This is a genomic window from Aeromonas sp. MTB (assembly GCF_056632455.1).
On sequence record NZ_CP147026.1, the window covers coordinates 2,830,248 to 2,849,988 of the forward strand.

At 60.2% G+C, this 19,741-nt stretch carries 17 protein-coding genes and 1 pseudogene; 12 read left to right on the forward strand and 6 right to left on the reverse strand.

All coding sequences use genetic code 11. The features are described from left to right. Positions 1 to 7: 7 nt before the first annotated feature. Complete coding sequence (locus tag WBR25_RS12970; protein ID WP_479748179.1) at positions 8 to 850, reverse strand: LysR family transcriptional regulator; 843 nt, start codon at positions 848 to 850, stop codon at positions 8 to 10. A 176-nt stretch (positions 851 to 1,026) separates the two neighbouring features. Here WBR25_RS12970 and WBR25_RS12975 point away from each other — a divergent pair, with 176 nt between their 5' ends. Further along, positions 1,027 to 2,289 (forward strand): cyanate transporter, encoded by a 1,263-nt coding sequence (locus WBR25_RS12975; RefSeq protein WP_479748181.1) that lies wholly within the window; start codon positions 1,027 to 1,029, stop codon positions 2,287 to 2,289. 50 nt (positions 2,290 to 2,339) lie between these two features. On the opposite strand, the gene rluF is transcribed toward WBR25_RS12975, so the two are convergent. Beyond that, entirely contained in the window at positions 2,340 to 3,326 is a 987-nt protein-coding gene (gene rluF, locus WBR25_RS12980; protein WP_479748183.1) for a 23S rRNA pseudouridine(2604) synthase RluF, read from the reverse strand. Beyond that, positions 3,316 to 3,438 (reverse strand): hypothetical protein, encoded by a 123-nt coding sequence (locus WBR25_RS12985; protein ID WP_263717539.1) that lies wholly within the window; start codon positions 3,436 to 3,438, stop codon positions 3,316 to 3,318. Before WBR25_RS12985 ends, rluF begins: the two co-directional genes overlap by 11 nt. A 343-nt stretch (positions 3,439 to 3,781) precedes the next feature. Here WBR25_RS12985 and WBR25_RS12990 point away from each other — a divergent pair. Continuing rightward, positions 3,782 to 5,361 (forward strand): annotated as a pseudogene (locus WBR25_RS12990) (alpha/beta hydrolase). Between the two features lie 220 nt (positions 5,362 to 5,581). On the opposite strand, the gene WBR25_RS12995 reads toward WBR25_RS12990, so the two are convergent. Both WBR25_RS12995 and WBR25_RS13000 read right to left on the reverse strand, forming a co-directional pair. Further along, the gene (locus WBR25_RS12995; protein WP_479748185.1) at positions 5,582 to 5,950 is read right to left on the reverse strand and encodes a VOC family protein; all 369 of its coding nucleotides are present in this window, start codon (positions 5,948 to 5,950) and stop codon (positions 5,582 to 5,584) included. 204 nt (positions 5,951 to 6,154) lie between these two features. Then, complete coding sequence (locus WBR25_RS13000; RefSeq protein ID WP_042056561.1) at positions 6,155 to 6,418, reverse strand: hypothetical protein; 264 nt, start codon at positions 6,416 to 6,418, stop codon at positions 6,155 to 6,157. A 214-nt stretch (positions 6,419 to 6,632) separates the two neighbouring features. On the opposite strand from WBR25_RS13000, the gene WBR25_RS13005 reads away from it, so the two are divergent. The 9 genes from WBR25_RS13005 (at position 6,633) to gloA (ending at position 17,546) form a co-directional block, all read left to right on the forward strand. Continuing rightward, positions 6,633 to 9,776 (forward strand): DEAD/DEAH box helicase, encoded by a 3,144-nt coding sequence (locus WBR25_RS13005; protein ID WP_479749910.1) that lies wholly within the window; start codon positions 6,633 to 6,635, stop codon positions 9,774 to 9,776. Between the two features lie 181 nt (positions 9,777 to 9,957). Beyond that, positions 9,958 to 10,539 carry an electron transport complex subunit RsxA gene (gene rsxA, locus WBR25_RS13010; RefSeq protein WP_005337600.1) on the forward strand — a complete coding sequence of 194 codons (582 nt, stop codon included), beginning with the start codon at positions 9,958 to 9,960 and terminating at the stop codon, positions 10,537 to 10,539. Positions 10,540 to 10,541: 2 nt separating this feature from the next. Beyond that, positions 10,542 to 11,120, forward strand: a complete 579-nt coding sequence (rsxB, locus tag WBR25_RS13015) for an electron transport complex subunit RsxB (protein WP_005350799.1) — start codon at positions 10,542 to 10,544, stop codon at positions 11,118 to 11,120. A gap of 14 nt (positions 11,121 to 11,134) precedes the next feature. Continuing rightward, positions 11,135 to 13,756, forward strand: a complete 2,622-nt coding sequence (rsxC, locus tag WBR25_RS13020; RefSeq protein ID WP_479748188.1) for an electron transport complex subunit RsxC — start codon at positions 11,135 to 11,137, stop codon at positions 13,754 to 13,756. A 44-nt stretch (positions 13,757 to 13,800) separates the two neighbouring features. Beyond that, positions 13,801 to 14,853: an electron transport complex subunit RsxD gene (rsxD, locus tag WBR25_RS13025; protein WP_258721264.1), complete on the forward strand. Its 1,053-nt coding sequence runs from the start codon at positions 13,801 to 13,803 to the stop codon at positions 14,851 to 14,853. A 43-nt stretch (positions 14,854 to 14,896) separates the two neighbouring features. Further along, the gene (gene rsxG / locus WBR25_RS13030) at positions 14,897 to 15,529 is read left to right on the forward strand and encodes an electron transport complex subunit RsxG (protein WP_005359614.1); all 633 of its coding nucleotides are present in this window, start codon (positions 14,897 to 14,899) and stop codon (positions 15,527 to 15,529) included. 15 nt (positions 15,530 to 15,544) lie between these two features. Then, a complete protein-coding gene (locus WBR25_RS13035) occupies positions 15,545 to 16,306 on the forward strand; it encodes an electron transport complex subunit E (protein ID WP_019445996.1) in 762 nt (253 codons plus the stop codon). Positions 16,307 to 16,319: 13 nt separating this feature from the next. Further along, entirely contained in the window at positions 16,320 to 16,961 is a 642-nt protein-coding gene (gene nth / locus WBR25_RS13040) for an endonuclease III (protein WP_042080150.1), read from the forward strand. Between the two features lie 171 nt (positions 16,962 to 17,132). Beyond that, positions 17,133 to 17,546, forward strand: coding sequence for a lactoylglutathione lyase (gene gloA, locus WBR25_RS13045; protein WP_005337610.1), 414 nt, complete (start codon positions 17,133 to 17,135; stop codon positions 17,544 to 17,546). An 85-nt stretch (positions 17,547 to 17,631) separates the two neighbouring features. Here gloA and WBR25_RS13050 read toward each other — a convergent pair whose 3' ends face one another. Beyond that, positions 17,632 to 18,507: a flagellar protein MotY gene (locus WBR25_RS13050; RefSeq protein WP_005337611.1), complete on the reverse strand. Its 876-nt coding sequence runs from the start codon at positions 18,505 to 18,507 to the stop codon at positions 17,632 to 17,634. 224 nt (positions 18,508 to 18,731) lie between these two features. On the opposite strand from WBR25_RS13050, the gene WBR25_RS13055 reads away from it, so the two are divergent. Next, the gene (locus WBR25_RS13055) at positions 18,732 to 19,697 is read left to right on the forward strand and encodes an autotransporter domain-containing protein (protein ID WP_005359609.1); all 966 of its coding nucleotides are present in this window, start codon (positions 18,732 to 18,734) and stop codon (positions 19,695 to 19,697) included. Positions 19,698 to 19,741 lie beyond the last annotated feature (44 nt).

A 19,741-nucleotide genomic window follows, 5' to 3' on the forward strand; every position in this document is an offset into this window, starting at 1 on the left:
CCGCAAATTACTGCGGCCCCATCACCTCGTCACAGAGGGCGATCAGGGCCGCGCTCAAACGGGTGAGTGGCTCGCTCCCGCTTCCTCCGGCATGGAGCGCCAGCTCCACCGGCGCCACCTTGGGCCAATGGGTCAGGGCCAGCTGATCGGCGGGCATCAGCCGTTTGGGCAGCAAGCTCACCCCGATCCCCGCGCTCACCGCCCCCTGCAAGCTGGCAAGGCTGGCGCTGACATAGGCGATACGCCAACGCCGACCGAGGCCATCGAGCGCCTCGGTCATCTGCCGCCGATAGAGCCCTTCGCTCGGGAATACCACCAGCGGCAGCGGATCCCGTTCCCGTGCGGGCCAGTCGCGACTGTCGACCCACACCAGCGGCTCACGCCAGCTGGCAAGGGGCGAACCCTGCCCCCGCGTCTGCTTGACCAGCGCCAGATCCAGCTCTCCCGCCTCGAAGCGCTGCCAGATCTCGTGGCTCAGGCCGCTCTCCACCTCCAGCCGCACCTCGGGGTAGTCGCGGGCAAAGGCGGCCAGCACCGGGGTGATGGCGCCTGCGGCGAAATCCTCCGGCACCCCGAGGCTAAGCGATATGCTCCCCTCGCTCACCTGCTCCTCGGCCTGCGCCAGCAGCGCCAGAATGCGGCGGGCCAGCCCCAGCAATCTTTCCCCCTCCGCCGTTGCGACCACCTGACGGCCAGCACGATCGAGCAGCGGGCAGCCAAGCTGCTGCTCAAGGCGGCGGATCTGCTGGCTGATGGTGGATTGGGTCAGATGGACCCGTTCACCGGCGCGGGTAAAGCTGCCGGTGTCGATAATGGCGACAAAACTGCGCAGTAACAGGGGATCCAGCATGGGGCGCTCCATTTACAAAACCACTGAAGCCCATTCTATCATTTAATTTCCAAATGACTTTCGAGCCCGCTAGGCTGGCGCTTTTGCCTACTTTGACGGTGATCTGCCATGTTCAGCCCCGATGACTCCGTGTCCCGAGTGCCCCCTGTCTCTCCCAGAACCGGAAACAGCACCCGATGAATCAACAAAATGCGGATCAACCCGCAGGCCAGACTGCCCTGCTGGTGCTGGTGATCCTGATTGGCCTTAACCTGCGCCCCTTTCTCACCGCCATCGGCCCGTTGAGCGGCGAGATTGGCCGCGCCCTGTCGCTGGGGATGGACACCCTCGCCTGGCTCACCCTGCTGCCGCTCTGGCTCATCGGGATTGGTGTGCTGCTCACCCCCAGCCTGCGTCGGCGCGCCAGTGCGTGCCAACTGCTGGGGCTGGCCCTGTTGCTGCTCGGCATTGGTAGCGCCATGCGCTTCGATGCCAAAAGCGGCGCCCTGCTGATCGCCAGCGCGGCGCTCTGCGGCCTTGGTTCGGCACTGGTGCAGGGAGTGCTGCCCGCGCTGATCAAGCAGGCCTTCGCCCGCAAGGTGCCGCTGGTGATGGGGATCTTCTCTGCCTGCATGATGGGGGGCGGGGCGCTCGGAGCCAGCCTCACGCCAAGGCTGGCAGTCAGCCTCGACTGGTCGCGGGCGCTGGCACTCTGGAGCCTGCCGGTGCTGCTGGCCCTCGTCTGGCTAGGGTGGAAAGTGCGTCTGCCTCGGGCCGCGGCAATCGCCATTCCCCACGGCGAACAGCGGCTGATCACCTTGCCCCGCAGTTGGTTGCTGATCGTCTGCTTTGGCATCATCAACAGTGGCTACGGCATAGTCGTGGCCTGGCTGGCCCCTGCCTATATGGCGCAGGGGTGGAGCGCCGCGCAGTCGGGCGAACTGGTCGCCTGGCTGGCGCTGGCGCAGACCGCCAGCGGCCTCGGCCTGCCGCTGCTGGCGGCGCGCAGTCTGGATCGGCGGCCGTGGATGGGGCTTGCCATCGCCATGCAGCTGGCGGGATTCGGCGGTCTCTGGCTGGCGCCAGCCAGTGCCCCGATTCTCTGGTGCATGCTGTGCGGTGCCGGTCTTGGCGGCAGTTTTTCGCTGATCATGGTGATTGCGCTCGATCACCTGCCCGACCCGCGCCGTGCCGGCACCCTGAGCGCCCTGATGCAGGGCTTCGGCTTTATGCTGGCGGCCACCGGCCCCTGGGTGGCGGCACGGCTCTATCACTATGTGGGCGACTTTGCGGCCGCCTGGCAGTGGCAACTGGGAGGATTGCTGCTGATGAGCCTGCTGGTAGTGCGCCTCGACCCGCGCCACTACCCCCGCGTCATGCGGTTACCGACCGCCTGCGAGCCAACCCTTTCGGCGCCCCGCCCAACCGACTCTGCGACCCAAAGCAACACACCGGCCTGAGGCCGGTGTGTTGGAGATGACTGGCGGCCGATGCCACTCAAGGGGGCAACTCAGCGCCCCTTCTTCTGCCGTCCGGTGTTAGCGGTGCGCGGCTTTCCTGCGGCCGGTTTGCCACCCTTGGGTGCTCCTTTGCCAGCGCCGCCCTTGCCCACCGGCAGCTTCTTCTCGAAGGCTTCCGGGCCCGGCACATTGGGGCGCCCGCCAATCTCGTGATCGTCATCGCGGCGCGGCTTCTTGCCCTGCCCCGGTTTGGCGCTTGGCGCCGCAGGGGCCTTGGCCGCCTTGGGCTTGTCGCCTTTGGCCGGTTTCACCTCGGAGGAGGAGTCCTCAATCAGCTTGAACAGATCGATCAGCTCGTCGTCGGTCAGATCGCGCCACTCGCCCACCGGCAGCCCCTTGAGGCTGACGTTCATGATGCGGATGCGCTCCAGCTTGGTCACTTCAAAACCGAAGTGCTCGCACATGCGGCGGATCTGGCGGTTAAGCCCCTGCACCAGGGTGATGCGAAAGACGAACGGCGCCTCTTTCTTCACCTTGCACTTCTTGGTCACAGTACCGAGGATCGGCACCCCGGCCGCCATGCCGCGCACAAACTCGTCGGTCACCGGCTTGTCGACGGTCACCAGATACTCTTTCTCGTGATCGTTGCCCGCCCGCAGGATCTTGTTGACCAGATCGCCGTGGTTGGTAAGGAAAATCAGACCCTGCGAATCCTTGTCGAGCCGCCCGATGGGGAAGACCCGGGTGCTGTGGTTGACGAAATCGACGATGTTGTCCTTCTCGCCCGCCTCCGTGGTACTGACGATGCCCACCGGCTTGTTGAGGGCGATCAGCACCAGACTGTCCGCCTCGCGCGGCTCGATCACCTGACCGTTCACCTTGACCAGATCGCCAACCTGCACCTGATCACCGATCCCGGCCCGCTTGCCGTTGATAAAGACGTGGCCCTGCTCGATAAAACGGTCGGCCTCGCGGCGCGAGCAGATACCGCTCTCGCTGATGTATTTGTTCAGGCGCATGGATTCGTTAGCCAGCATGGGTCACCTGCCACAGGTTCTGGGCCGCGCCCGATTGTGCCATCGCCTGTTCCGGCTGCGCCGGGGAGGCTGTCTGCTGCATCAGCCAATTCACTACGTCAAAGTTCTGCATACCATTCCATCTTCAAAAAAGGCCAATGCCAGCTTATCCATCAAAAAACGCCGCTACAGTAGCATAATTGCCCCCTTTCAGGGGCAGATAGTTGCAATGTCGCAGCGCCCAAGCAGGCATCCGCGGATAAGTTCACGCCACCAGATGGCCCGCGATGCAGCCTTCGAACGGCCAGCCTGATGCCAACGGCAGGATCAGGCGCCCACAGCCTGCGCGGCCGAACGCCATCAACTATACATATCACCTTGTTTCCATTAGGCTTTAAGCCGGTTGGCCGCGCCCAATGTGCTACGCCAAACTCGCCCGCCCAAAGGCGGCCCCCCCTATCGCCAAGGATTGCACCATGCTGGCTCACACTCGCCGCCTTGTTCGCCGTGCTCTGCTGACCCTGTTGCTGCTGTTGCTGACCGCATGGGCGGTGATCGCCTACTTCGCCTGGCAGGCAGCGCCGCTGCAGCTGTGGCACACAGTGGTGCCCCCGAACTCAGTGCCGATGAGCTCGACAACAGCGACTGGCAAGCCTATCTGGCCCGCGAAGCAGAGCTGTTCGAGCTGGTGGCCACCGAGGTGGTTGCCAAGACACAGCCGGAGCAGCAACTAGCCAGCAATCGCTACTATCAGGACGCCCCCATCAATCCCGCCCGCTTTCAGCAGAACTGGAACCGCTCCTACCTGCTACGCCCCGAGGGGGAAGTCAAAGGAGTGGCGGTGCTGCTGCACGGCCTGACCGACTCCCCCTACAGCCTGCGCCATCTGGCCAGACGCTATCAGCAGCAGGGCTTTATCGCGCTGGGACTGAGGATCCCCGGTCACGGCACCGTGCCCGCTGGCCTCGTGGATGTGGATTGGGAGACCTGGCTGGCCGCTACCCGATTGGCGGTGCGGGAGGCCAGATTGCTGGCACCGGGCAAGCGGCCGCTGCATCTGGTGGGCTTTTCCAACGGCGGCGCGCTGGCGGTGAAATATGCGCTCGATGCGTTGGCCGACCCGAGCGGTGCGCTGGCAAAACCGGATCGGCTGGTGCTGATCTCCCCGATGATCGGGGTGACCCGCTTTGCCCGCTTCGCCGGGCTCAAGGCCGTGCCAGCCCTGCTACCCGCCTTTGCCAACGCCGCCTGGCTCGACACCATGCCGGAGTTCAACCCGTTCAAGTACAACTCGTTTCCGGTCAACGGGGCGCGCCAGTCCTATCGACTGACCCACGCCATCCAGCAGCAGGTGCGCCAGCTGGCCGCCAGTGGCGAGCTGGTGGCGTTTCCCCCCGCCCTCACCTTCCAGTCGGTGATGGACTACACCGTCAGCACCCGCTCCATCATTGCCGATCTCTACCACTACCTGCCGGCCAACGGCAGCGAACTGGTGCTGTTTGATATCAACCGCAGCACCCTGTTTGGCCCGCTGATGAGCTCGGCCTCCGAGCTGGCGCTGCACCGCTTGCTGCCAAACGCCCCTCAGCACTATCGCCTCACCGTGGTGGGCAATGTCGAGCCAACCTCCCCCGCAACCCAGGCCAGAACGCTGGCCACCGGCGATCAGCCTGAGCAGCTCCGCCCGCTGGGTGTCGATTATCTCAAGGAGATCTACTCCCTCTCCCATGTAGCGCTCCCCTTCCCGATGGACGACCCCCTCTATGGCATGGCGGCGCGCCCGCAGCAGCGGGAGCAATACGGCATCAATCTCGGCGGTCTGGCCCTGCGTGGCGAGCGCGGCGTGCTGATCGTTAACCCCGGCGCCCTCACCCGCACCTCCTCCAACCCCTTCTACCCCTATCTGCAGCAGCGGGTAATGGAGACCCTCACCGCCCCTCCCGTGGCTCGGTCTGCAGCCGTAACCCCTGCCAGCAGCGGTCAATATGATGCGGCCTATCAGGCCGAACTGGAGCAGTTTTTACAGGAGAGCGACGAGAGCAGCGCGCCTTTCTAGGGCGTTTCTGGAGTATCGGCAAAGAGCCACTGGCGCTGGGTCGATGGCGATACGAGAAAGGGGCCGTCAATTGACGGCCCCTTTCTATTGATGATGGCGATGGAACTGATGGCTTGGTGGGCTCAGGGATAGATGCTCACTTCTATCAGGTTCTGGTCCGGCTCGAGGAAATAGGGTGATTCTGATAGGTGTTGCACCGTCAGGCGCCGCGCCAGCCCTGTCAGGGATAGATGCTCACTTCTATCAGATTCTGATCCGGGTCGAGGAAGTAGATTGATTCTATCGGCCCGCAGGCGCCACTTTTGGTCACCGGCCCCTCGACAATCTCCACCCCGTAGCAGGCAAGCTGGGCCATCACCTGCTCCAGCGGCCAGCGGGTGATAAGGCAGACATCTCCCGACCCCACCTGCGCCCGATTGCGCGGCTCCTGCCCCGGCAGCTGCAGATTGATCTTCTGGTTGCCAAACCCTACCGCCCGGCGCCCTGCACCGAAGGTAATGGCCTCCATATTGAGCACCGAACTGTAAAACGCCACGGCCCGTTCGATATCACTGACCGTCAATACCAGATGGTCGATATGGCTGATCATGGTTACCTCCTGGTGGTGATCTGGCTGATGTGACCGACATATGCCCGCAAACATCAGACTGTTGCCGCCACGGCGGGCAACCCCATCATACCCGGCAAGGGTAAGCCCATGTGTGCCTTGGCGCGCAAAGCGAGCGCAAATGATGATGTAATTTTTAAGGGGTGTTCAGTTGGGCGTTGCAATGGCTGCTGTTGTCGCGTTTGGCTAACTCTTCACTGGCATTAATGCTTCTGGAGTCATCACAATGAGCGGGATGGCCAGCGCCTGACTCAACCGCTCCGCCAGTTCGTAGGCAGGGCCGATGGTGTCGTAGTCTGCCACACAGGTTGCCAAGGCACAGCCGTTGCTCTCTTCGACTCGCAAGTAAACGCTGTAGCCTTGAACGGTCAGACCGCTGTCACGCACCACTTGTATCTCACCTTCCTGATTGATGGCCTCCAGTTCAACCGCTACCGGTTTCTTGAACATCTGTACTCCTCAGTCACTGCAGATAGTGGCAGTAATAAAGCCCAGCATGGGGTAAGAAAAAAATGCTGCCACATCTTGAATCTGTGAGCCACGTGAAAAAATTAATAATACGGGCTCCATAACCAAACATGCCACCGATAATAACATGCTGATTTAGATGAAAAAAATGATATTATCTCTTTCTTCTATAGACAATGTTCGAGGCTCGTGCGTGATGCAACAATGCGGTATTTATGAACAGCTCATTACTCAACTGCTGACATCTCGACTCGACCGCGAGCGCTTTTACGTAGGGGAACGCCAGCTTGAACCTGCCGAAGCGGCAGTTTGGTTATCCAGATTTCTGAGTCGGGTTTTGGAATATGCGGTGGGTTCGGTAACTGGTGAAGATCAGCTGCAACGGCAGATTGAGCTGGCTAACCAGTTATTGCTTTGGCTAAAGGATCGCACCCAAGACCCAGACTTTATTGGTGAGAACCTCATCGATAGTCAGGGAAAAATTCTGACAGCGCTCTACCAATTGGATAACCCCATCTCCGCCAATTTAAAGCAATATGCCGAGGATATTTTCCCTCTGACCGGTCTAACGCAAAGTGAGCTGTTCTGCGGTAGCAATGCGGGTTTGTCGATGGAGTCTGAGATTAAACGGGAAATATTATCGGCAGATAGCATCTGCTGGCTGGTCTCATTCATCAAATGGGCAGGTATCCGTATTTTCCGTCATGAGCTGGAAGAGTTCACTCGCAGCGGCCGCCAATTAAAAGTAATTACTACCTCTTATATGGGGGCGACCGATGCCAAGGCAGTTGAATTTTTAGCTAGTCTCCCAAATACCGAAGTCAAACTCAGCTATAACACCCAGCGCGAGCGGTTGCATGCCAAGAGCTATCTCTTTTGCCGGAATACCGGCTTTCATACCGGCTATATAGGCTCCTCCAATCTCTCTCACTCTGCCCTCACCAGCGGCTTGGAGTGGAACCTAAAAATCACCTCGCAAGAGATCCCGCATATTATCGAGAAATCCCTGAGTACCTTTGAAACCTATTGGGAATCCGATGATTTTGAGCTGTTTGATGGCAAGCTCGAAAGCCGTACAAAATTGCAGCATGCGCTGCAAGAGGCCCGTGGGGATGGGGACAAAAATAGCCCTGCCTATTTCTTTGATATCACGCCGTTTCCCCATCAACTGGAGATCCTTGAACAATTGGCGATGGAGCGCGCTTTACACCAGCGCTTCCGTAACTTGGTGGTTGCGGCCACCGGTACAGGGAAAACCCTGATCTCCGCTTTTGATTTTGCGCGTTTTCTGAAAACCAAACCCGACGCCAAGTTTCTGTTTGTCGCCCACAAAGAGGAGATCTTGCGCCAAGCATTGGCCTCATACCGCGGAGTGCTCAAGCAATCCAATTTTGGCGAACTCTTGGTCGGCGGCGCCGTGCCAACCCACTACCGTCAGCTATTTGCCTCGGTGCAATCCTTGAATAACCAGCTGGCTAATTTACGTCTTAGCCCAGACTATTTCGATTACATCGTCATCGATGAGGTTCACCATATTGCGGCGGCCAGTTATCGCGGTCTGCTCGCCGCCTTTGAACCTCACATTCTGTTGGGATTAACCGCAACGCCAGAGCGCCATGATGGCGGTGATATTCTTGCCGACTTTTGTGGTGTCATCGCAGCAGAGATCCGCTTGCCCGAGGCCATCAATCGTCGCCATCTCTGTCCGTTCCAATATTTTGGTATCGATGATGATACTGACTTGCGCCAAGTGGCTTGGAAAAATGGCCGTTATGACATCACTGAACTCACCAATATCTATACCCACAATCAGCAGCGGGTACAGAAAATAGTCCAGAGCCTCAATGAGATCGTCACCGATATTACCAAGATCAAAGCGCTGGCATTTTGTGTGAGCCGTGAACATGCCGACTTTATGTGCAAGGCATTTTTATTGAAGGGCATCAAGGCTGACATCCTCACCAGCGATAATCGAGACGAGCGGCATAGTAAACAACAAGATTTGCGCACTGGGGTTATCAATATTCTCTGCGTGGTGGACATCTTCAACGAAGGGGTTGATATCCCGGAAGTCGATACCTTGCTGTTTTTACGACCAACGGAAAGCCTCACTATCTTCTTGCAGCAATTAGGGCGCGGCCTGCGGCTGGCGAGCGATAAAGAGTGCTGCACCGTGTTGGACTTTGTTGGCAATGCCCGTGCTGAGTATGACTTTGCCCAGAAATTCCGGGCACTGGTGGGTAAAACTAATAAGGCGATCAGCCACGAGATCAAACAGGGCTTCCCTCACGCCCCCTTGGGCTGCCGCATCGAACTCTCAAAACAGACCCAAGAGTTAATTCTGAGCAATATCAAAAAGGCGACTCTCAATACCTCGCGCCTCATGGGCCTGATCCGCCGTTTCTCACTGGATTGTGATTTACCGCTGACGCTGACGAGCTTTTTGAAGTTCTACCCTCACATCAGCCTTGAGGAGATCTACAAGCGCGGCAATTGGAGCAACTTGGTCAAACAGGCTAGCAACCATACCATTTCTGAAATGAGCGATGAGAAGCTGTCGACCCTCTACACCCGGGCCATCAAAACCCGGCTATTGGGCTGCGATGCGCTCCATTACTTGAACTTCTTACAAACCTTAGTGGAAAGCGCCTTTACCTTAACGGCCGAACACGATGAACGTATGGCCTTGATGTGCCATTACGACTTCTGGCAACAGAGCGGATCCAACGCAGGCTTTAGCTCCTTGGCGCACAGCCTGAAACAACTCAATCAACCAGAGTTAAGGGCCGAGCTGGCAGATCTGTTACCCATGCTGATCAACCGGGTGCAGCACGAACAAAGCGCCATGCCAAACCTTCCCGGTAATCCGCTGCAACTGCATGCTCGCTATGCCAGAGAACAGGTGCTGGTTGGCTTTGGCGCGACCACCTTCGCGCAGCAACCCACGGCTCGCGAAGGGGTCTATGTCATCGCAGAGCAAAATATCGAGTTGCTGTTCGTGACCTTGAACAAAACGGAACAGCACTTCTCCCCCACTACCCGTTATCACGACTACGCCATCAACGAGTCGCTGTTTCATTGGCAGAGCCAAAACAGCGCTCGCCCAGAACGGGGTAAAGGGCTGAGTTACATAAACCACAGAGCAGAAGGTAAGCGCTTGTTTCTGTTCGTCCGCGAGCAGAGCAAAGATGAATTTGGCCGCACCCTTGGCTTTGTGAACTTTGGTGAGGTGGAGTACGTATCCCACACAGGCAGCCAACCGATGAACATTAAATGGCGTCTCACTACTCCGATGCCGCCATTTATGTGGAAAGAGGCCGCCAAACTGGCTGTTGGTTAGTAAGGCTTCTCACCCGGTGGGAAGATGACGCAAAACCCACCGGATTCTCGCCCAAAACCCCGGCTAAATTATCCAGTTGCATAATAACCATGCGGCCTTGCGGTTGTTTAACTGGCCCTAACGTCAGATAATACCGCCCGCCTTCAAACCCCGATAACCCGACTTTCAGTGACGGTAATTGATGACTGAGTACCTGCTTTTATTGATCGGCACCGTGCTGGTTAACAACTTCGTGCTGGTGAAATTCCTCGGCCTCTGCCCCTTTATGGGGGTCTCCGGCAAGCTGGAAACCGCCATCGGCATGGGGCTGGCGACCACCTTCGTGATGACCCTGGCCAGTGCCAGCTCCTATCTGGTGGAGCACTATATCCTGCTGCCGCTGGATATCGCCTATCTGCGCACCCTCGCCTTTATTCTGGTGATCGCCGTGGTGGTGCAGTTTACCGAGATGGTGGTGCGCAAGAGCAGCCCGACCCTCTATCGCCTGCTGGGGATCTTCCTGCCCCTCATCACCACCAACTGCGCGGTGCTCGGGGTGGCGCTGCTCAGCATCAATGAGCGACACGACTTTATCCAGAGCGTGATCTACGGCTTTGGCGCCGCCACCGGCTTCTCGCTGGTGTTGATCCTGTTTGCCGCCATGCGCGAGCGTCTGGTCGCCGCCGATGTGCCCGCGCCGTTTCGCGGGGTATCGATTGCCATGATCACCGCCGGTCTGATGTCGCTGGCCTTTATGGGCTTTACCGGCCTTATCAAGATATAACCATGATCCATATTCTCTTTGCCATTCTGGTGCTCACCCTGCTGGCGCTGGCGTTCGGGATTATCCTGGGCTTTGCCGCAGTCAAGTTTCATGTGGAAGCAGACCCCATCGTCGATCAGCTCGATGCCCTGCTGCCCCAGACCCAGTGTGGCCAGTGCGGCTATCCCGGCTGTAAACCCTACGCCGAGGCTCTCGCCAACGGCGATCAGATCAACAAGTGCGTGCCGGGTGGCGAGGCCACCATGCGCAAGATTGCCGATCTGATGGGGGTCGAGCCCCAGCCACTGGGGGGCAGTGACGAGGCCGCTGTGCCGGTCAAGAAGGTCGCCTTTATCCACGAAGATCAGTGCATCGGCTGCACCAAGTGCATTCAGGCCTGCCCGGTGGATGCCATCGTCGGCGCCACCAAGGCGATGCATACCGTGATTGCCAACGAGTGCACCGGTTGCGATCTCTGTGTCGATCCCTGCCCGACCGACTGCATCGAGATGATCCCGGTGCCCACCACGGTCGATAACTGGAAGTGGGATCTCAATAACGTGCATGTTCCGGGCAAGATTCCGGTCAAGATAGTGGAATAAACAGCGGAGCAACCATGCATTCCTTACTCGAACGTATCAAAGCCGGCACGCTCTGGGACTTTCACGGTGGCATTCACCCCGCCGACAACAAGCTGCAATCAAGCCAGAGCCCGGTGGTAGACGCCGGTCTGCCGCCACGTCTCATCATTCCGCTGCGCCAGCACGCAGGCCCCGCCGGCGATCTGCTGGTGCAGGTGGGCGACAAGGTCAAAAAAGGGCAGCCGCTGACCCGTTATGCCAAGGGGCGGGTCGTCCCTGTCCATGCCTCCACCTCCGGCACCATCACCGAGATTGGCAACCACACGGTTGCCCACCCCTCCGGGCTCGGCGATCTCTGCGTCATTCTCACCCCGGATGGGGAAGATGAGTGGGGCGAGCGCAATGGCAAACCCGATTACTGGAATCTGGAGCGGGGCGAGCTGCTCGAGCGCATCCAGCAGGCGGGGGTAGCGGGCCTTGGCGGCGCCGTGTTCCCCACTCACAGCAAGCTCGACGGCCGCGGCCAGCTCACCGAGATCCTGATCGTCAACGGGCTGGAGTGCGAACCCTATATCACCACCGATGATCGGTTGATGCAGCAGTACGCCGACGAGATCATGGATGGCATCCGGGTGCTCAAGCACCTGCTCAAACCGAAACTCACCCTGATCGGGGTGGAAGACAACAAGCCCGAGGCGATCGAGCAGCTGACCCGCCACGCCACCGATGAAGATGTGCTGGTCAAGACGGTGCCGACCAAGTACCCCTCGGGCGGTGCCAAGCAGACCATCGAGCTGCTCACCGGCCGTCAGGTGCCCAAGGGGGGCCGCGCGGTCGATATCGGCATCATGGTGCTCAACGTCGCCACCGTGTTTGCCATCAAGCGCGCCATCATCGACGGCGAGCCGCTGATCGAGCGGATCGTTACCCTCACCGGCGACAGCTTCAAAAAGCCCGGCAACGCCTGGGTGCGCCTCGGTACGCCGGTACGCTGGCTGTTGCAGCGTTTCGAACTGCAACCGGAAGCGGAGCAGCGGGTGATCATGGGGGGCCCCATGATGGGCTTTACCCTGCCCCACGCCATGGTGCCTGTGGTCAAGGCCACCAACTGCCTGCTGGCGCCGACGCAGGCTGAACTGCCCGCCCCCGGCCCGGAGCAGCCCTGCATCCGTTGCAGCGCCTGTGCCGACGCCTGCCCGGCCACCCTGCTGCCGCAAGAGCTCTACTGGTACAGCCGGGCCAAGGAGTATGACAAGGCCGAGAAGCTCAACCTGATGGACTGCATCGAGTGCGGCGCCTGCGCCTGGGTCTGCCCCAGCGAGATCCCGCTGGTGCAGTACTACAAGATCGCCAAAGACGACATTCGCGAAGCCCGTGCCGAGGCCGAAAAAGCCGAACGCGCCAAGCAGCGTTTCGAGGCCAAGCAGGCCCGCTTCGAGCGGGAGAAAGCGGCCCGCGAAGCGCGCCATGCCGAAGCCGCCGCCCAGCGCCGTCAGACCATGACGGCCGCAGGCGGCGAAGATCCGGTGGCAGCGGCACTGGCCCGCATCAAGGCCAAGCAGGATGCCCCCATCACAGCCATTACCGCCACCGCAGAGGGCTTGCCTGACAACAGTGCCGTGATTGCCGCCCGCGAAGCCCGCAAACGGGAAGCGGAAGCCCGCCGCGCCGCCAAGCTGGCGGAGAGCGCAAACAGCGACACTGCCGCTGCGGCGCAACCCGCCGAGGCGGTTGACCCCGCCAGCGATCCCAAGAAAGCAGCCATCGCCGCCGCACTGGCGCGCGCCAAGGCCAAAAAGGCCGCTCAAGCGGGTGATAGCGCCGAGCCTGTGACTGCCGAAGCCGTTGCTGCCCCTGCGGTAGTAGATGCTTATCAGCAAAAGGCAGAAGTTGATCCGAAAAAGGCAGCAATTGCCGCCGCCATTGCCCGTGCCAAAGCCAAAAAGGCCGAGGCCAGTGGCGAGCCGGTAAGCGCAGCCAACGGCACGGCAGCCGAGGTCAACACGCAAAATGACGCCCCTGTCGATCCCAAGAAAGCTGCAATTGCTGCCGCCATCGCTCGTGCCAAGGCCAAGAAGCTGGCCCAGCAGAGTGACAGCGCTGAGGGCGATCTGACTGCAAACGCAGGCACCAGCGAATCCGCTGCAACCCAAAGTGATGCGCCATCTGCGGCCAGCGAAGCGGTTGATCCCAAAAAGGCCGCTATCGCCGCAGCCATTGCTCGCGCCAAGGCCAAGAAGGCAGCCCAGCAGGGCGACAGCGCTGAGGGCGATCTGACTGCCACCGCAGGCACCAACGAAACGGCTGCAACCCAACACGATGCGCCATCTGCGGCCAGCGAAGCGGTCGATCCCAAGAAAGCCGCTATCGCCGCAGCCATTGCCCGCGCCAAAGCCAAGAAAGCGGCCCAGCAGGCTGCTGAACAGGGTGAGCCAATGCAGGCAGCAGAAGGGGCTCGCGGTGAGCAAGCACTCGCCGAGCCGGTGAGCGAGGCCGTGGCCGAATCGGCCGTTGCCGAGGTGAGCGTTGACCCGAAAAAGGCAGCCATCGCCGCTGCCGTCGCCCGCGCCAAGGCGAAAAAACTGGCTGCCGACGCGGCCAGGGCCAGTGGGGCCACCCCGGATGAGGGATCATCATCCGACGCCGAGCCGCGCTGATGCTCGCTGGCCCATCGTTAAACAACGAGGTAATGCACTAATCCATGTTCAATATCGCGACTGCGCCGTTTGCCCATAACCGCAAACAGACCCGAACCCTGATGCTGCTGGTGATCCTGGCCTGTGTGCCGGGCTTGCTGGCCCAGACCTGGTTCTTCGGCTGGGGCTCCTTTATCCAGATCCTGATTGCGCTGGTAACCGCGCTGGTGAGTGAGGCGCTGGTGCTCAAGCTGCGGGGCCGCCCCGTCAAACCGGCCCTGATGGATGGCAGCGCCGCCCTCACCGCCGTGCTGATCGGCCTCTCCCTGCCGCCGCTGCTGCCGTGGTGGATGATGGTAGTGGGCACTGCCTTCGCCATCATCATCGCCAAGCAGCTCTACGGAGGGCTGGGCCAGAATCTGTTCAACCCGGCCATGGTCGCCTATGTGCTGCTGCTGGTCTCCTTCCCGGTGCAGATGACCAGCTGGCTGCCGCCGGAGAGCGTGCGCGCCTACAGCCTCGGCTTTGGTGATGCGGCGTCGGTGATCTTCACCGGCTTTAGCCTCGACGGCTACAGCATGGCCCAGCTCAAGCAGGGGGTGGATGGCCTTACCATGGCGACTCCGCTCGATACCCTGAAAACCGGCCTGACTCAGGGGCTCACCACCGGCGAGATCCTGAGCGGCCCGCTGTTCGAGGGTTGGGGCGGCATCGGCTGGAGCTGGGTCAACCTCGGCTATCTGCTGGGCGGCCTGTTCCTTCTGCAACAGAAGGTGATCAACTGGCGCATTCCCACCGCCATTCTCGGTGCCCTGCTGGCGGCCTCCACCATCGGCTATCTGGTAAGCCCGGATGCAACCGCCACGCCCATGTTCCATCTCTTTAGCGGCGCGACCATGCTGGGGGCCTTCTTTATCGCCACCGATCCGGTCAGCGCCTGCACCACACCGCGCGGCCGACTGGTCTATGGCGTGCTGATCGGGGTGCTGGTCTACATCATTCGCCGCTTTGGCGGCTATCCGGATGCGTTTGCCTTCGCCGTGCTGCTGGCCAACCTTTGTGTGCCGTTTATTGACAGCCTGACTCGCCCGAAAGTGTATGGAGCTCGTCGCCAATGATGTTTCTGCCCTTTTCCCCCATCACAGCTGACGGAGCCCGGACATGTTAAAGAGCATGCGCAAGAACGGCCTTATTCTGGCGATGTTCGCGCTCGGCTGTACCGCGCTGGTGGTACTGACCAACGAGCTGACCAAGGATAAAATCGCCCACCAGCAGCAGCTGGAGAAACAGCAGACCCTCTCGGTATTGCTGCCGGAGGGGAGCTATGACAACGATCTGGTGGCCAGCTGCAAGCAGGTGACCAGCAGGAAGTATCTCGGCAGCGACCAGCCGCAAGCCCTCTATACCGCCAGCAAGAATGGCGTGGTGACCGGCTATGCGCTGGAGGCGATCGCGCCGGATGGTTACAGCGGGGCGATCCGCATCGTGGCGGGCTTTGATGCCAAGGGCACCATCACCGCTGTGCGCGTGCTCGCTCACAACGAGACCCCTGGCCTCGGTGACAAGATCGAGCTGAAGAAATCGGACTGGATCAACAGCTTTGCCGGAAAATTCCTGACCCATGACAACGAGCCCCAGTGGGCGGTGAAGAAGGATGGCGGCGAGTTCGATGCCTTTACCGGCGCCACCATCACCCCGCGAGCCGTGGTCAAGGCGGTGAAGAACCTGCTGAAACTGCAGCAGGAGCAACCCGAACTGCTCAGCAACGCCCCGGCTTGTCCGGCGGCGAACTAACGGAGTCGAGCCATCATGAACCAGATGGAACAGATTGAAACGGGCGCAACCCCGCTTGCCGAGCTGGAAAGCCGCAAGGGCGAGCTCAAGGAGCTGATGAGTCAGGGGCTGTGGAAGAACAACCCCTCGCTGGTGCAGGTGCTGGGGCTCTGCCCGACCCTCGCCGTCTCCTCCACCTTTACCAATGCGCTGGGGCTGGGCCTTGCCACCATGGCGGTGCTGGTCTGCTCCAACCTCGCCGTCTCGCTGGTGCGCAACTGGGTGCCGAAGGATATTCGCATTCCGGTCTATGTGATGATCATCGCCTCGCTGGTGACCAGTGTGCAGCTGCTGATGAACGCCTACACCTATGGCCTCTATCAGGCGCTCGGCATCTTTATCGCCCTGATCGTCACCAACTGCGTCATCATCGGCCGCGCCGAGGCGTATGCCTCCAAGAACCCGCCGCTGTTGGCAGCCCTCGACGGCCTGATGATGGGCCTTGGCTTTACCCTGGTGCTGCTGGTACTGGGCGGCATGCGCGAGATCATCGGCATGGGCACCCTGTTTGATGGCGCCGAGCTGCTGCTGGGCGAGTGGGCCAAATCCCTGCGCATCGAGCTGTTCCACGCCGATGCCAGCCTGCTGCTGGCGATTTTGCCGCCGGGCGGCTTTATCGGGCTGGGACTGCTGATCGCCGCCAAGAACGCCATCAACGACTGGCGGGACCGCAAACAAGCCGCTACCGTGGCCCACTGCAACGTTGCCCCGGCTCGCGTCCGGGCGACCGAACTATGATCGGACGCAAGGCATGAACAACCAGAAACGCAGAGAGATCCTCGAGCGGCTGCGGGAAAACAACCCGCACCCCACCACAGAGCTCAATTTCAACTCGCCATTCGAGCTGTTGATCGCCGTGCTGCTCTCGGCGCAGGCGACCGATGTCAGCGTCAACAAGGCGACCGATAAGCTCTATCCGGTGGCCAACACCCCGCAAGCGATGCTGGAGCTCGGGGTGGACGGGCTCAAGGAGTACATCAAGACCATTGGCCTCTTCAACACCAAGGCCGAGAACGTCATCAAGACCTGCGCCATCTTGCTGGAGCGCCACGGCGGCGAGGTGCCGGAGAACCGCGAAGCGCTGGAAGCCCTGCCGGGCGTCGGCCGCAAGACCGCCAACGTGGTGCTCAACACCGCCTTTGGCTGGCCCACCATCGCTGTCGATACCCATATCTTCCGGGTATCGAACCGCACTGGTTTTGCGGTGGGCAAGAACGTGGATCAGGTGGAGGAAAAGCTGCTCAAAGTGGTACCCGCCGAGTTCAAGCTGGATGTCCACCACTGGCTGATCCTGCACGGGCGTTACACCTGTCTGGCTCGCAAGCCCCGTTGTGGTTCCTGTATCATCGAGGACTTGTGCGAATACAAAGAGAAGGTCTATCCAGAGAGCTGAATGACTGGGCGCCACAACCGTCCTACCTGTCTCGCTCGCAAACATCCGCTGCAGTGGTTCCTGTATCATCGAGGACCTCTGCGAGTACAAAGAGAAGGTCTATCCAGAAAGCTGATGGCCTCGCAACCGAGATTGAAAGCAGTACACATCACCAACCCGGAGAACTGAGCAATGAGAATTCTGCATACCATGCTGCGTGTCGGCGATCTGCAACGCTCCATCGACTTCTACACCCGCGTCCTTGGCATGAAGCTGCTGCGCAAGAGCGAGAACAGCGAGTACAAGTACACCCTGGCTTTCGTCGGTTACGGTGACGAGAAGGATGAAGCGGTGATCGAGCTGACCTACAACTGGGGAGTGAGCGAGTACGAACTGGGCTCAGCCTACGGCCATATCGCGCTGGAAGCGGACGACATCTATGCCACTTGCGAAGCGCTGCGCGCCGCCGGTGCCAAGATCACCCGCGAGCCGGGCCCAGTTAAAGGCGGCACCACCGTGATCGCCTTCGTCGAAGATCCGGACGGTTACAAGATTGAACTGATCGCCAAGAAAGATGCCGGTACTGGCCTAGGTGACAGCTTCTAAGCTACCCGACTCCGCTGCCGGATGGCAGGATCACAAAAGAGCGCAGATGCGCTCTTTTTTATGCTTCTCTGACCGGGCCGCAAAGCTAGATCTCGCCATTGCGCCCCATGCTGATCACCACCCGCCGGTTCTTGGCACGACCCTGTTCGGTTTCGTTGGAGGCAACGTGCTGCTTCTCACCATGCCCCTCCACCGAGATCTTGCCGGGATCAATCCCCAGATCGACAAACACCTTCTTGATGGCATCGGCCCGCTTCTCGGAGAGTTTCAGGTTCGGCCAGCGGCCGCCATAGCTGTCGCTGTAGGCGTCTATCACCACTACGTCGATGCTCTTGTCCGCCTTGATAAACTCGCTGATCATCGCCAGCCGCCGCTTGGAGGGGATGGAGAGCTGATCGCTGTTTTTGTCGTAGGTGAGCACGCTAAAGGCGATGTCGTTGAAGCTGTAGGGCAACAGCCCGCTCAGACAGTCTATAAAGGCCTGATATTTCACCCGAAAGTTGACCGACGAGAGGGACACCCGCACCGCGCGGTTTTGGCGATACCAGTCCCGATACTGGAAAGTGGGCATTCGCCCCCCCTCCAGCTCGTCGAGCATGGTCCAGGCAGTCTGCCCCTCCACCAGCCCATCGAACTGCTGATAGAAGCGCAGTTGACTCACTTCTCGCCCGGCGATGCCCGGGCGCCATACCGGTGGCATGATGCCAAGGCTCACCGTCTGGGTCTGGGCCTGCGGCCGCTTGCCCTTGAGCTCGAAGTCGAGGTTGATCTTGCGCCCGGCGCGGCTGACAAAAGCCCCCGTTCCCCAGTTGGGAATAGGGTGCTCGAGGCGACACTCAATCTGGGTATCGGAGGTCAAACGCCAGACGGATTGATCCAGACCGGCACCAAATTCAGTGACCCCAGCCTGTAACTGCATACTCACTGATATGCTGACCAACCCCAACACCCAAGCGTTCAATTGCTTGTCCTCCACACGATCTCACAAGAGATATCGGCGGCAAGAGGCCAAGCTTTAGCGACAAACTGCAAAGGCGTGCCGTTGGTGTGGCAAAGGCTTGCCCCTCAGCGGCAACCGACCACAAGCGGCGCTCACTCTCCCCCTCTTTGCTCCGTGCCAACCGCCGGGAAGCTCGCTACAGTAAAACCAGGGCAATCAGACGCCGCTTATCGGGAACCACACTCATGCACCGCTCTTGCTCCTCTTTATTGCAGATGTTGTTGCCAATGCTGCTGGCGCTATCCGGCGGCGCCGTCAAAGCCGCAACACAGGATCAGGAGTGGGCACAGGAGCGCGCAAATGCGGTGCTCTCGCTGATGACCTTCACCGTGGTGCCCGACATCACCGCCAGCAACCTCGATATCGGCAGCGGCACCAATCAATCTGCCGCCCTCAACATGACCCAGATCGGCGGCGGCGCCACCATGAGCGAAGCCGTGCCCATCTATCTGGAAGGAGCGATCGGCTTTAGCCGCTACGATCCCCAGTTTGTAGTGAGCAACGGCACCGAGAGCCGCACCCTCCCGACCAAATGGAACAGCCTGACCGCTTCGGGCGGGATCGGCTGGGATATCGCCCTCCATGAAGACCCGCGCGGTGGCCACTGGGTGCTGCGCCCAATCGCCAACGTCTCGCTCGGTACCATGGCCAGCGATCTGCGGATCGGCAACTGGCTGCTGGAGCGTACCAAGGGCTACTCGCTGGATTTCCTCGATGGTGGACAGCTCAATATGTACGGACTGGGGGGCTCGCTGATGCTCGACTACGAGCTCTTTTCAAAGACGCAGGATATCGATATCGAAGTGCGCTACTCCTACCAGCACCTGCAGAGCTTTGGCGGCACTTCGACCAGCGTCCGTGGTCACGCCGAGGCGGAGAACCTCGGCCTCTATCTGCGCCGCCGGGCCCCACTGTTTGACTGGACACTGCTCGACAGACCGGTGCGCTATGTACTGGAGGGGGCCCATACCGCATATCTGGGGGAGCAGCGGGGGTTGCTTGGCTTTGACTCCCTCAACTCTATCGGCGCCGGTCTGGAGCTGGACAGCAGCAAATACGACATCATAGTCACCCGTACCCGGCTGGTTGCCCGCTATATGTTCAGCCACAACACCAGCGGTTATTCCATCGGGTTGGCCATGAGTTTCTAAGTCGTTATATTTTCCTGCCAAAAGTGGGCAATCCTCAGGGAAAG

Coding starts and splice junctions, on each gene's coding strand:
- WBR25_RS12975 (WP_479748181.1), top strand. CDS start 1,027: ATGAATCAACAAAATGCGGATCAACCCGCAGGCCAGACTGCCCTGCTG.
- WBR25_RS13005 (WP_479749910.1), top strand. CDS start 6,633: ATGCAACAATGCGGTATTTATGAACAGCTCATTACTCAACTGCTGACA.
- rsxD (WP_258721264.1), top strand. CDS start 13,801: ATGTTCAATATCGCGACTGCGCCGTTTGCCCATAACCGCAAACAGACC.
- gloA (WP_005337610.1), top strand. CDS start 17,133: ATGAGAATTCTGCATACCATGCTGCGTGTCGGCGATCTGCAACGCTCC.
- WBR25_RS12970 (WP_479748179.1), bottom strand. CDS start 850: ATGCTGGATCCCCTGTTACTGCGCAGTTTTGTCGCCATTATCGACACC.
- rsxB (WP_005350799.1), top strand. CDS start 10,542: ATGATCCATATTCTCTTTGCCATTCTGGTGCTCACCCTGCTGGCGCTG.
- rsxA (WP_005337600.1), top strand. CDS start 9,958: ATGACTGAGTACCTGCTTTTATTGATCGGCACCGTGCTGGTTAACAAC.
- rsxC (WP_479748188.1), top strand. CDS start 11,135: ATGCATTCCTTACTCGAACGTATCAAAGCCGGCACGCTCTGGGACTTT.
- WBR25_RS13055 (WP_005359609.1), top strand. CDS start 18,732: ATGCACCGCTCTTGCTCCTCTTTATTGCAGATGTTGTTGCCAATGCTG.
- nth (WP_042080150.1), top strand. CDS start 16,320: ATGAACAACCAGAAACGCAGAGAGATCCTCGAGCGGCTGCGGGAAAAC.
- WBR25_RS12985 (WP_263717539.1), bottom strand. CDS start 3,438: ATGCAGAACTTTGACGTAGTGAATTGGCTGATGCAGCAGACAGCCTCC.
- rluF (WP_479748183.1), bottom strand. CDS start 3,326: ATGCTGGCTAACGAATCCATGCGCCTGAACAAATACATCAGCGAGAGC.
- rsxG (WP_005359614.1), top strand. CDS start 14,897: ATGTTAAAGAGCATGCGCAAGAACGGCCTTATTCTGGCGATGTTCGCG.
- WBR25_RS12995 (WP_479748185.1), bottom strand. CDS start 5,950: ATGATCAGCCATATCGACCATCTGGTATTGACGGTCAGTGATATCGAA.
- WBR25_RS13000 (WP_042056561.1), bottom strand. CDS start 6,418: ATGTTCAAGAAACCGGTAGCGGTTGAACTGGAGGCCATCAATCAGGAA.
- WBR25_RS13035 (WP_019445996.1), top strand. CDS start 15,545: ATGAACCAGATGGAACAGATTGAAACGGGCGCAACCCCGCTTGCCGAG.